The sequence below is a fragment of the Pseudomonas sp. DE0010 genome (assembly GCF_007680745.1).
In the GTDB taxonomy this organism is placed as follows: domain Bacteria; phylum Pseudomonadota; class Gammaproteobacteria; order Pseudomonadales; family Pseudomonadaceae; genus Aquipseudomonas; species Aquipseudomonas parafulva_B.
Map to the genome: position 1 here is coordinate 29,656 of NZ_VEJQ01000003.1, position 12,254 is coordinate 41,909.

At 62.1% G+C, this 12,254-nt stretch carries 11 protein-coding genes; 2 read left to right on the forward strand and 9 right to left on the reverse strand.

Features of this window, described 5'->3' with window-relative positions; translation table 11 throughout:
• Nucleotides 1-49: 49 nt before the first annotated feature.
• Complete coding sequence (locus FS767_RS03030; protein ID WP_144964141.1) at nt 50-712, forward strand: response regulator transcription factor; 663 nt, start codon at nt 50-52, stop codon at nt 710-712.
• Here FS767_RS03030 and nahK read toward each other — a convergent pair.
• The 9 genes from nahK to pstS all read right to left on the reverse strand — a co-directional run bounded on the left by nahK (nt 701) and on the right by pstS (nt 11,239).
• Entirely contained in the window at nt 701-3,355 is a 2,655-nt protein-coding gene (gene nahK, locus FS767_RS03035; RefSeq protein ID WP_144964142.1) for a hybrid sensor histidine kinase/response regulator NahK/ErcS', read from the reverse strand. The genes FS767_RS03030 and nahK overlap by 12 nt on opposite strands.
• Entirely contained in the window at nt 3,285-4,448 is a 1,164-nt protein-coding gene (gene nosP, locus FS767_RS03040) for a nitric oxide-sensing protein NosP (protein WP_144964143.1), read from the reverse strand. The genes nahK and nosP overlap by 71 nt, the downstream gene beginning before the upstream one ends.
• 174 nt (nt 4,449-4,622) lie before the next feature.
• On the reverse strand, nt 4,623-5,813 hold the full coding sequence (locus FS767_RS03045; protein ID WP_144964144.1) for a porin: 1,191 nt from the start codon (nt 5,811-5,813) through the stop codon (nt 4,623-4,625).
• A 259-nt stretch (nt 5,814-6,072) separates the two neighbouring features.
• Nucleotides 6,073-6,672, reverse strand: a complete 600-nt coding sequence (locus FS767_RS03050) for a hypothetical protein (RefSeq protein WP_144964145.1) — start codon at nt 6,670-6,672, stop codon at nt 6,073-6,075.
• Nucleotides 6,669-7,361 (reverse strand): hypothetical protein, encoded by a 693-nt coding sequence (locus FS767_RS03055; protein WP_058605233.1) that lies wholly within the window; start codon nt 7,359-7,361, stop codon nt 6,669-6,671. Before FS767_RS03055 ends, FS767_RS03050 begins: the two co-directional genes overlap by 4 nt.
• Before the next feature lie 88 nt (nt 7,362-7,449).
• Nucleotides 7,450-8,211 (reverse strand): phosphate ABC transporter ATP-binding protein PstB, encoded by a 762-nt coding sequence (gene pstB, locus FS767_RS03060; RefSeq protein ID WP_042139286.1) that lies wholly within the window; start codon nt 8,209-8,211, stop codon nt 7,450-7,452.
• A gap of 72 nt (nt 8,212-8,283) precedes the next feature.
• On the reverse strand, nt 8,284-9,177 hold the full coding sequence (gene pstA / locus FS767_RS03065; RefSeq protein WP_144964146.1) for a phosphate ABC transporter permease PstA: 894 nt from the start codon (nt 9,175-9,177) through the stop codon (nt 8,284-8,286).
• The gene (pstC, locus tag FS767_RS03070; protein ID WP_144964147.1) at nt 9,177-10,142 is read right to left on the reverse strand and encodes a phosphate ABC transporter permease subunit PstC; all 966 of its coding nucleotides are present in this window, start codon (nt 10,140-10,142) and stop codon (nt 9,177-9,179) included. Before pstC ends, pstA begins: the two co-directional genes overlap by 1 nt.
• Before the next feature lie 65 nt (nt 10,143-10,207).
• Nucleotides 10,208-11,239, reverse strand: a complete 1,032-nt coding sequence (gene pstS / locus FS767_RS03075) for a phosphate ABC transporter substrate-binding protein PstS (protein WP_144964148.1) — start codon at nt 11,237-11,239, stop codon at nt 10,208-10,210.
• A 230-nt stretch (nt 11,240-11,469) separates the two neighbouring features.
• Here pstS and FS767_RS03080 point away from each other — a divergent pair, with 230 nt between their 5' ends.
• Entirely contained in the window at nt 11,470-12,165 is a 696-nt protein-coding gene (locus tag FS767_RS03080; protein WP_144964149.1) for a type 1 glutamine amidotransferase domain-containing protein, read from the forward strand.
• The last annotated feature ends 89 nt before the right edge of the window (nt 12,166-12,254 follow it).

Sequence of the window (12,254 nt, forward strand, 5' to 3'; positions counted from 1 at the left end):
CTTGCCCCTGCGCGCTCAATCATTCAAACAAGAACAAGGTGAATAGGCCATGTACAAAATCTTGATCGCCGACGATCACCCGCTGTTTCGCGAAGCGATCCACAACGTCATCAGCGACGGGTTCCAGGGCAGTGAAATCATGGAAACCGCTGACCTTGAAAGCGCGCTGACGCTGACCAAGGACCACGACGACCTGGACCTGATCCTGCTCGACCTGAACATGCCGGGCATGCATGGCCTCAATGGGCTCATCACCTTGCGCAACGAAGCGCCCACCACCCCGGTGGTGATCGTCTCGGCCGAGCAGGAAAAGCAGATCGTGCTGCAAGCCATCACCTATGGCGCGGTGGGCTTCATCACCAAGTCCTCGCCGCGCGCGCAGATGATCGAAGCGATCGAGCAGATCCTCAACGGCAATGTGTACCTGCCGCCGGATATCATCCGCGCGCAGAAAAGCAGTAGCCGCCGCTTGAGCGATGCCCCAAGTTTCCCGCCGGAAATGCTCCAGGCCCTGACCCGCAAGCAGTTGCTGGTGCTCGAGCGCATGACCAAGGGCGAATCGAACAAACAGATCGCCTATGCCTTGGATATCGCCGAAACCACGGTCAAGGCCCACGTCTCGGCCATCCTGCGCAAGCTGAACGTGCACAACCGGGTGCAGGCCATCCTCAGTGCCGGCGACATCGACTTCGCTGACTACCTACGACGCTGATCCCTTGGGGGCCCGGGTGGCCAGCAAGTGGCTCATGGCAGTCTTGAGCTTCATGGGTCGTACAGGCTTGTGCATCAGCGTATGGCCCCGCTCGCGGATCTGCTGCTTGAGTTCGTTGCTGTAGTTGGCGGTGATCATCAGCGCCGGCAGCGCCCTGGCGCGGCGGGCATTGATGCGTGCAACGGCATCGACCCCATTGCAATCGTCGTCGAGGTGATAGTCGGCAATCAGCAGGTCGGCATCGGCATGGTAGTTGTCCACCTGACGGGCCAGGTCCTGCTCCGACAGTGCCGTGATCACGCAACAGCCCCAGCCTTCCAGCAACGTGCGCATGCCGGCACAGATGGCAGCGTCATTGTCCAGCACCCACACTCGGGCCCCGCGCAGGCACTCGAGCATCGACTCGCACACGGCATGCTGGGCCCTGGCAATCGGGGCGGTGGTGCTCAATGGCACTTCCACACTGAATACCGACCCCTTGCCGGGCCGGGAGCGCACGGCAATACGGTGGCCGAGGATGCCCGCAATCTTCTCGACGATGGCAAGCCCCAGGCCCAGGCCGCGGTCCTGATCCGGCCGCTGCACGGCGCCACGCTTAAATTCCTGGAACATTTCCTCCAGGTGCTCCTCGGCGATGCCGATACCGGTGTCCCACACCTCGATGCGCACGCGACCCGGCTGGCGGCGACAGCCCAGTACCACGCGTCCGCTTGGGGTGTAGCGGATGGCGTTGCTGAGCAGGTTGCGCAGAATGCGCGCCAGCAGTTGGATATCGCTGCGCACCACGACCGAGCAGCCTATGAAGTGCAGGGCCAGCCCTTCGCTGCGGGCGACCTGGGTATATTCTGCTGCCAGGTTGTCCATCAGTTCCGCCAGGGCGAAGGGTGCCACGTCGGCCATGATGACACCGGCATCGAGCTTTGAGATATCCACCAGCGTTCCCAGCAGGTTCTCGACGTCTTCCAGCGAGTTGCTGACGTTACGCACCAGCTGTGCACTGGCCTGCGGATCACGGCGCTCGAGCAAGGCGCTGGTGAACAAGCGCGCCGCGTTCAGGGGCTGCAGCAGGTCATGGCTGACCGCAGCGAGAAACTTGGTCTTGGACAGGTTGGCCTGGTCAGCCTCATGCTTGGCCTCGCGCAAGCGCGCCTCGGCACGTCGCCGCTCCTCGATTTCCCTCAGCAATTGTTCGTTGAGGCTGGTCAACTCGGCCGTACGTTCCCTGACCCGCAGCTCCAGGTGCTGATAAGCCTGGTGCAACGCCTGGGCGGTGTTGCGCCGTTCGGTGATGTCACGGATCAACACGAAGATACCCACCACCTCGCCGGAGGCCAGCCGGTTTGGCACATAGGAGCGCAGCATGTGGCGCTCCTGACCGTTGATGTTGGTTTCCGGGAATTCGAACGTAACGCTCTCCCCTGCCAGCGCCTGCGCCACGTAGGCTTCCAGGCGCTGGTAATGCTGTTCGCTATGGGCCTGGCGCAGGCTCTGGCCCAGCATCAGCCCACTGGGCCAGCAGTACCACTGCTCATAGACCTTGTTGGTGAACTCATACACCAGATCGGCGTTCAGGTAAGCGATCAGCGCCGGCACATGGTCCGTGATCAAGCGAATCCAGCGCTCGCTTTCGCTCAGGGCCTCGGCATGCAGGTAGCGTTCGGTGATGTCGGTAAAGGTATTGACGAATCCGCCAGTGGGCAGTGGATGCGTGCGGATCTCCAGCATGCGCCCGTCGAACAGGCGTTGCTCGCACTCGTGCACGACACGCCCGCTGTCGTCGCGGCTTTCGGGGGTGAGCAAACGCAGCTCGCTGTCGGCAATCACGTCGGCGAAGGGACGGTGGGCGGCAACCGGAGCCAGCCCGCTCAGCTCCAGGAACCGGCGGTTCCACAACTCCAGCACACCGTCCGCGTTGACCATGGCCACGCCCTGGGACAAATTGTCCACCGCCCGCTGCAACAGGTGCGATTTCTGCGCCACAGCCTGTTCCCTGCGCAGGGTTTCGCTGAGTTTGACCTCGGTGATGTCGGTGAACAGGATCACCCGGCCACCCTCGCAGGTGGGCCGCTCATTGACCTGCAGCCAGCGGCCGTTGTGCTGTCGGTACAACAGGCGTTCGTCGGTCGGGCTGCGCGGCTCCTCGCTGAACAACCCGCTGCTGGTCATCAGCCTGCGCACTTCGGCCAGGCGCATGCCGGGAATGATGCGCACGCGGCGGTTTTCCCAGAAGGCCTTGAAGCGGCTGTTGCACAGCACCATGCGCAGGTCTCGGTCGAACAGGATGAATGCGTCGGAAATGCTTTCAATGGCATCGATCAGGTGCTGGTGCGCGGTTTCGGCGCGCAGACGCGCCTCGCTGAGCAGTTGGTTGCCCGCCTTGAGCTCGGCCATGGCCTGGTTCAACGCGTCAGTGCGCTCGCGCACCTGCTCGGCCAGCACCACCGAATGCTGGAACGCCGCATAGGGGTCGCTGCCGCGCGTCACGCCCGACTCGATGCGCTCGATCAGCGCGGCGTTGATCCGCTGCAGCTTGCGGTTTTCGTAGCGAAGCTGCGCCAGTTCGGTTTGCGCCTCATTGGCCGTGGCGGGTGCGGTTGCGGGCAATGGCAACCCCGGTGAAGGTCTGGTTGATGTGCATGCCATTGAACTGTTCTCCATAGGTGTTGAAGCCCATCACCCGCTGCTCACGCAGAAAATCACCCACTGCCTCAAGACCTTGCTGGGTCTCAAGCTCCAGGCGGCGCAGAAAGCAGTCGCAACCGATGGTAAGCACCAGCGGACCCAGGCGCTGCTGCAGGCCATCGAACAGATCCTGCAGGTTCGGCAGCAACGGGCCGGGCGTCATGGGCGTGAGCACGATCCCGTTCTCTACCGCACAGTAAAAGCTCAGGCTCAGGTCGGCATGCACCTGCTGGATGGCCCGCACGTAGTACCGATCGTGCATGCGCACGGCCAGCGGGTGGGCGGCAAACAGCCTGTGGTCCAGGGCGCTGACCGGCACCCCGATATGGCGTGCATATTCTTCGGCAGCAGGCTCGGCATTGAGCTCGTAGACCCGCCGCTGGGCGCTGTCGGCGCCGGTGACCACCAGTTTTTCCTGCCGTGGCTCAAGGTGGTGGGTGGTGAACACTTCGAAGTCCAGCCAGGTATTGACCAGCACCACCACGGCAGCACCGTGGTGAAACGCCCCGCCGTAGAAGACGTGGGTCTGGGTCAGGTAGTTGTCGTCCCCGGCCGAGCCACCAAAATGCGGGATATCGCCTAACGCTGCGCTCAGGGCCGCAAGCACCGTCTCTTCACGGCTGGACAAGCCATCGAGCAAGGTCAATGCAAAGCTGTGCCCCTTGATTTGAGCCAGGGCATTCCCACGACAGCTGCCGACCAGTCGTTCGACCATCTGCTGGGCGTCGATCAGGCTGAAACGCTCCATTTCGTCGATCAGTTCGGTGGCGATGGAAAAGTGCCGATGATCAAAACCCACGGCCGTCACGCAACTGCGCCCATAGCCCAGCGGTGTGATCTCCCCCGCGCTTGTGCACCCTACCAACGGTATGCCGCCAAAGCTTTGTTCAAGGGCCTGGCCCAGGGCCTGCAGGTCGTACTCGGCGGTGCAGAAGAACAGCACGAAGCCCAAATGCGGATGCAGCAGTTGCCGCGCAAGCTCCTGAGCCGCCACGCGTGCATCGCTGGCCTGGGACATGGCGCTGACCACGCCCTCGTTATGTGCCTGCTGCATCGGGATCTCCGGCAAGGGCTGGCTGAGCGCTGAGTGTACGAAGCGTGGGCTGGGGTTCGAATGCTACTTGGGTCGCGGGTGCACGCTTCGTTGGGCGTAGTCGGCACAGGAGCCTGACCCTGAAGGTTTCGAATACCGCGCAAGCCCGTTGAACGCCAGGCCTGCGCCAGATCGCTACCAGGTCAGCACCGCACCCACGGCGAAGGTATCGGTGTCTTCGTTCTGCGCGCGGGTGTCATGACCCTCAATGGAAAACTGGTTGTACTCGGCCACCAGCTTGAGGTTGTCGTTGATGTCATGGAACAGCGCCACCCCGCGGGTTTCATAATCGGCACCACTGCCTACCGCGCCGTTGCCGTCGTCCTTGGTCTTGCCGTAGGAAAGCGCAACCCGGTTCTTGCCCACCTTGTAAGAGGCTTGCAGCAGGTAGCCATCGCTGTCCACGTTGCGCAACACCGGCTCGCCAGCATTGTTGGTGAAGAACGGGTTGATGCCCTTGGCCTGGAAACCGGACCCGGTAAGGGACAGCCCACCCAGCTTGGCCTGCACCCCGTAGCCAAGGCCCTTGGAAGTGACTGACCGGACCGAGTCGTCGGTGTTGTCGGAGGTCTGGTAGCTGCCGTTTAGCCAGCTGTAGATTTGTGCACCTGCCAGGTCGAACTGGTAGGTGATCTCGGACTCGGTGCGGGGGTTCTTCTGGTAGGCCTTGCCCGTGGGGCTGCTGTCGTTGGTGTCGACCGGGTCCATGATCCCCACGGCGATCCGCAGGCCCTCCATGACCGGGGTACGGTAGGTGATCTGCGAGGTCGGGAACGGGTATGGATAGCCGCTACCGATGTTGCCAAACGACACCCCACCGCCATCGACAAGACCCAGCGTGTCACTGACCTGGCCGTAACCGGCGAGCAACTCGTCAAGCAGGATGTTCGAACGGGCGAACAGCCCGAAGTCCTTGCCGATGAGCACCTCGCCCCATTCGGGGTTGGCTACGGTGCCGTAGAACTGCCGGACATCGATGGCCGTGTCGGTACCGTTGCTTTCGCTGTCGTTGATGGTGACCCAGAACGAAGCACGGGCCCCGAGCTTCAGGTCGTTGACCTGCTTGCCCATGTTGAAACCCAGGTAATTGGGCAGGAAACCCATTTTCACCCGGGACTGGCGGCGGTCGAATTGTTCACCTTCACGGTCGACCTTGCTGTTGACGTAGAACGCGTTGATATAGCCGTCGGTGGAAAAGGTGGTCTGATTCTGGTCGTACAGCATGATCTCGGCCTGCGCCAAGGAACTCAGGCTGACGGCCGCGAGGCTGGCGATGGCAACTGCCAGGTACTGAGGCGGCAGAGACTTGTTTTTGTTGTTGTGCATGGCGCGCTCCAAACGGGGACAAAGTGTCGGAGGCGATTATCGAAAGCTGGGTAGTGGTCAGAAACGCTGCTTTGGCGCAGCATCGAGCCTGCTTGCGAAGGGCGTGCAAGGCCCGGTGGTTTGGGACCACTACGGGCTGTGCGGGGTAGTGCGACCTAGGGCTTACGCATCAATGATGGACACCGAAGACCGGCAGGCAGGTAGCCAAGCGTATGAACGGGAACGCCTACCAGTTGTAGCCTGCCTTGCCTCTGGCGGGTCAGGAAGCGAGCATCGATCCGCGCTGCGCACGTGCTGTGCTGAAGCGATGAGGTTGCTGCCAAGCCAGCATGGCCTGAACATCGGTAGCCGCCTGCTTGACCTTCTGCGTCCATTGGTCGTCCTTGGGGCACACCACTACCACGCGAAAACCATGTTCAAGTCCCTCGAGCCGTACACCGTCGGAGTCGTCCACATGCAGGTCGATGTCGAACGCCGAAGGCAGCTTGGACGGGGAATTGACCAGCCCCCGCTGGCCCAGCATATGCTGGTGGCGGTCGCTGTTGACCACGCCATCGACACGGATACCGTACAGCAGCAACCAGCGGCGGATATAGGCCGGTGTGCGTCCGGAGGATGTGTAGATCCACACGCTGCAACCCTGGCGGCGCAGGTCGCTGATCAGTTCGCGAGTACCGCTGCGCAGGGGCTCGCCCAACCAGCGGTGGACGAAGCTCGGCAGCCGGTCCGGCTCGGCTTCGGCGTGTTCGGGCAGGCAGGCCAAGGTATCGTCGATGTCGAAGGAGATGCGCACTTGGGCTTGACGTGTAGCGCTGTCGAGCACCGCTCGGCAGCGCTGCCAGGCTGATCTGCGACTCATCGAAGGCTCCTCTCGCGCAGGGGGGTTGGCAGGAAAAACGTGTTGGGCGCCGGTGCATGGGCTTCCAGGAACGCGGCGTACTTTTTCTTGATCTTGGGCAGCTCGTACAGCGCCTTGACGCCATGCTTGGCCGAGTTGCGGATGACTGACGAAGGATTGAAGTAGCCTTCGGCGTTCTCGAGCGACAGCACAAATGGCGGCAAGCCTGCACGCATCAGCAGATAGCTGACGATCAGCGAGCCGGTACGGTTATTGCCTTCGATGAACAGCTGCGGCTTGCTGAGGATACGCACGTACACGCCGGCAGCCCGCTTCCATACCGAATCGCTGCCATAACCGCAGTACCAGTTGTACAAGTCCTTGATGCCGCCTTCGACGTTGTTGAAGAAATGGGCTTCGGTAGCGGCCAGGTGCGCGGCGAACTCCTCGCGACGGGCGGCGTCGCTGCCACAGAGCACGGTGGCATTGATTTCCAGCATCAGGTTCACCTGCTGCAGGTGAAACAGGTCGATGCCGCGCGCCACATAGTGATCGACCAGCGCGTAGCCCTCCAGCACGTTGCACAGCACCTCGTCCGTGAACGGGTCGCGAGGCTCGGTGAAGTGGCGGCTGAGCTCGGCAAAATGCGCCTGCACTTGGCGCAGGGCGTGCTCGACGGCATTGAGATCCAGGCGGGGTGTCGCTGGCATCGGATGTCCCTGATTACGGTATTCGAGTAAAGGCAACCGCGAGCCTCGGCCGTCCTGGCACTGGCGCGCGGGCGTTCTCAAGCGAGGGTCAGCTGAACTTGCCACTGATGTAGTCGGCCGTCAGCTGTTCACGAGGGTCTTGGAAGATCTGGGTGGTGGGACCCATCTCTACCAGATAGCCCGTGCGGGTGCCTTGGGAAATGTCGACCGAAAAGAACGCCGTGGTGTCGGCCACGCGAATGGCCTGCTGCATGTTGTGGGTCACCAGCGCAATGGTGTAATCCTTTTTCAACTCCACCATCAGCTCCTCCACCCGCCGGGTCGCGATCGGGTCCAGGGCCGAACAGGGTTCGTCGAGCAACAACACTTCGGGTTCGGTGGCGATGGCCCGGGCAATGCACAAGCGCTGCTGCTGGCCACCGGACAGGGACAGGCCACTGACCTTGAGCTTGTCCTTCACTTCATCCCACAACGCAGCGCCTTGCAGGGCATGCTTGACCCGGTCGCCGATGTCGCCCTTGTAGCGGTTCAGGCGCAGGCCGAAGGCCACGTTGTCGAAAATGCTCATGGAGAACGGGTTGGGCTGCTGGAACACCATGCCGATGTAGCGACGCACCACGACTGGATCGACCCCTTTGCCGTAGACGTCCTGCCCCAGAAAGTGCACATGCCCTTCGAAGCGAAAGCCCTTGACCAGGTCGTTCATGCGGTTGAGGCTGCGCAGCACGGTGCTTTTGCCACAACCGGACGGGCCGATGAATCCAGTGATCTCGTTCTTGCGGATCGGCACGTGGCTGTCGCGCACGGCCATGAAGTTGCCGTAGAAGATCTTGTCCAGCTTGCAATCCATGACGATGGGGGTTTCGCTGGCCAGGGGAGCGACTCTTTGGGCGGTGGATACGTTCACGTCGAATGCTCCCTATCAGAACTTGGGCTTGCCGAATACTCGGCTCAGAATGTTGATGACCAGCACGATCATTACCAGAACCAGCGATGCCGCCCAGGCGAGCTCCAGCTGGTTGTCGAACGGCATGCCGGAGAAGTTGTAGATCAGCACCGCCAGCGAAGCGGTCGGGTTCATCACCGCCAGGCTGCCATCGTGGTAGATCCAGTAGTTGCTGAACAACGCGGTGAACAGCAGCGGCGCGGTTTCGCCGGCCGCCCGGGCCACGGCCAGCATGACTCCGGTCAGGATGGCTGGCAGGCCGGTGGGCAGCACGATCTTCCAGATCACCTGGGCCCGGGTACAGCCCATGCCGTAGGCGGCGTCCTTCATGATCTTGGGCACCATCTTCATGGCTTCCTCGGCGGTCAGGACCACGATTGGCAGCATCAGGACGGCCAACGCCACGCCGCCTGCCGGCGCCGAGTAGGTCCCGGTGGTCATCACCACCAGGGCATAGGCGAACACGCCGGCCAGGATGGACGGCAAGCCGGTCAGCATCCTGGCGGCGAAACGTGCGGCGTTGGCCAGCTTGCTGTCAGGCCCAAGCTCGGCCAGGAACACGGCCGCCAGGATGCCCACCGGCACAGCGATGGCCGCTGCAATGCCGACCATGACCAAGGTACCGGCCATGGCGTTGCCGAAGCCGCCCCCCATTTCGAAGCCAGTTGGCGGCAGCTCGGTGAACACTTCCAGGTTCAGCCGTGCGCCACCCCGGGTGATGAGCATGTACAACACCGAAATCAGGGGCACGCTGGCCACCAGCGCGGCGAGCCAAGCCAATGTGGTCAGCAGTACGCTGCGCAGCGCCCGTCCTTCGAGCTTGCGCTGCAGGCTTGGCAGCGCGGCCACTGGCGTGGAGAGATCGGTCATCAGCGGTTACCTCGTTGCGCGTAGAGCATGATCATCGAGCCCAGTACGTTCACCAGCAGGGTGATGAACATCAGCACCAGGGCGGCGTACATCAGCACCTCCACCTCATTCGGTCCGGCTTCGGGGAAGTTCAAGGCCAGCAGCGCTGCCAGGGTATTGGCCGGCGCGAACAGTGACAGGGAGATGGTGTTGGCGTTGCCCACCAGCATCGCCAGGGCCATGGTCTCCCCTAGGGCGCGGCCCAGGCCCAGCACCAGCGAGCCAAAGATGCCGGTCGCGGCCGAGGGCACCATGACTTTGAGAATCGCCTCCCAGTGCGTCGTGCCCATGCCGTAGGCGGCTTGCTTGGTTTTCATCGGCACACTGGTCAACGCGTCCTGGGAGACGGCGGCGATGGTCGGCAGAATCATGATCGCCAGCACCAAGGCTGCCGGCAGCAACCCCGGCCCGCTCAGGGACGTGCCGAAGAACGGGATCCAGCCCAGCTCGCTGTTGAGCCAGGTGGTCAGGGGCCGTATGGCTGGAATCACCACGTAGATGCCCCACAACCCGTACACCACGCTCGGGATAGCGGCCAGCAGCTCGACAATGGTGCGAAAGACTGCCGCGAGCCTGGCCGGTAGGAAATCCTGGGTCAGAAAAATGGCCATGCTGACGCCGAAGAAACCGGCGATCAGCAAGGCGATGAATGCGCTGTACAGCGTCCCCCAGATGGCCGGAAGAATGCCGTACTTGCCTTGGTTGACGTCCCAGACGCTGCCCAACAACACGTCGAAGCCATGCTTCTCGATGCCTGGCAAGGCCTTGCGCCCCACTTCGTAAACCAGTGCGAAGACCAGTGCCAGTACCAGCACAACCCCGATGCGGGCCAGCGCACGGAAGGTGCGGTCCACCAGTACGTCCTTGACAGACGGCGGCCGGCAGGCGGAATGGGGGTTATCCGGTAGGTCGAAAGGTGTATTCATTGGCAGGTTCCGGGACAGGGTGCTGACACCCCCGGCGTGTCAGGCGCACGCCAGGGGCGTCGGTATCACTTGATGTTGGCGGAGGCTTTGCGCACTTGCTCGACCACCGAGGGCGGCAGCGGGATGTAGCCCATCGAGTCGGCGATCTTCTGCCCTTCGGTGAGGCTGTACTCGACCATGTCGCGCATGGCCTTGGCCTTGGCGGGGTTGCCATTGTCCTTGCGGAAGATCATCCAGGTGTAGGAGGTGATGGGGTAGGACTTGGCGCCGTCCGGATCAGGCAGCCAGGCCACCAGGTTTTCCGGCATGTTCACGGCGGCCAGGGCCTCGGCGCCGCTTTCGGCATTGGGCACCACGTACTGCCCAGCCTTGTTCTGCAATTGGGCGAAGTCCACCTTGGCCAGCTTGGCAAAACCGTACTCGATGTAGCCGATGGCGCCTGGGGTCTGGCGTACGGTGGCGGTCACGCCATCGTTTTTCGGTGACTTGATGAACTTGTCAGTAGCCGGCCAGTTGACGGTATTGCCCTCACCCAGCTTTTGCTTGAAGTCGGCATTGATGGCCGACAGGTGCTTGGTGAACACCGCTGTCGTGCCGCTGGAGTCGGCACGCACCACGACGGTGATGGGGGTGTCGGGCAGCTTGAGTTCGGGGTTGGCGGCTGCGATTTGCGGGTCGTTCCAGCGCGTGATGTTGCCAAGGAAGATGTTGGAGTACACCTCGCGCGGCAGCTTGAGCCCTTTTGGGTTGCCTGGCAGGTTGTAGGCCAGCACGATCTCGCCGGCAGTCATGGGCAGCAGCTGTACGCCCTCGCCCACCTTGGCCATGTCGGCCTCGCTCATGGCCGAGTCGCTGGCGGCAAAGTCAACGGTCCTGTTCAGAAAATCCTGCACCCCGGCGCCGCTGCCCTTGGACTGGTAGTCGACGGTCACACCCTCGGATTTCTTGCTGAAGTCCTTGAACCAGGTCAGGTAGATGGGTGCGGGGAAGCTGGCCCCGGAACCGGTCAGGCGAATGTTTTCTGCGGCGATCGAAGCCGATGTGGCGCAAAGGGAGACCGCGACGGCGAGTGCAGCAGACTTCATCAGGCGTATCATTGAAAGCGCTCCGTGTGATGGCCGGCACACTTTGCATCAGCTGTGTTACAGCTTTGTGACCGCCGCATGGCACCGAGCTCTTCACTACGCCAGGCCATGTCCTACGCCCCGTTGAACCGTAGCGTCGGCAAGCCTGACGCTCACCTCCATGGAACGCTGACCGTTTGCCGCACTCCCACCCTTTATCAGGGCAGCAGCCCTGCACATCCCGAGCTGGAGGACAGACCTGCATGAAGAAGATCCTGATGGTGTTGACGTCCCACGATCAACTGGGTGACACCGGCAAGAAAACCGGCTTCTGGCTGGAAGAGTTCGCGGCACCTTATTACGCATTCGTGGATGCCGGAGCCGACGTCACGCTTGCCTCGCCAAAGGGCGGACAGCCGCCGCTGGACCCGAAAAGTGACGAAGACGATGCCCAGACCGAGGCGACCCGACGCTTCGCCAAAGACACCGAGGGCCAGGCTGCCCTGGCCGATACCGTACCCCTTGGCGAAATCGACCCTTATGATTTCGACGCCGTGTTCTATCCAGGCGGCCACGGCCCCCTGTGGGATCTGGCCGAGAATCAGGACTCGATCGTTCTGTTGCAAGCCTTTTATGCCTCCAACAAGCCCATCGCAGCGGTATGCCACGCCCCAGGTGTTCTGAAGAACGTCAAAGCGCCTGACGGTCACCCTGTCGTCAAGGGCAAAAAGGTCACTGGCTTTACCAACAGTGAGGAGAAAGCTGTAGGCCTGACCGACGTCGTTCCGTTTCTGGTGGAAGATATGCTACGTGACCACGGGGCGAACTACGCCAAGGCCGATGACTGGGCAAGCCATGTGGTCGAGGATGGGCATTTGATCACAGGGCAGAACCCGGCATCGTCAGAGGCAACTGCCAAGGCATTGCTGAAACGGTTAGCCCAGGAACCCGGCGCCTGACCCCTGATTTCTGCGCTGGTGAAAAGGCAACTGCTCAGAGACGGAATTTTTTGCTACAGCCCGAGGTCATAACGGTAGCGCACAGCTAT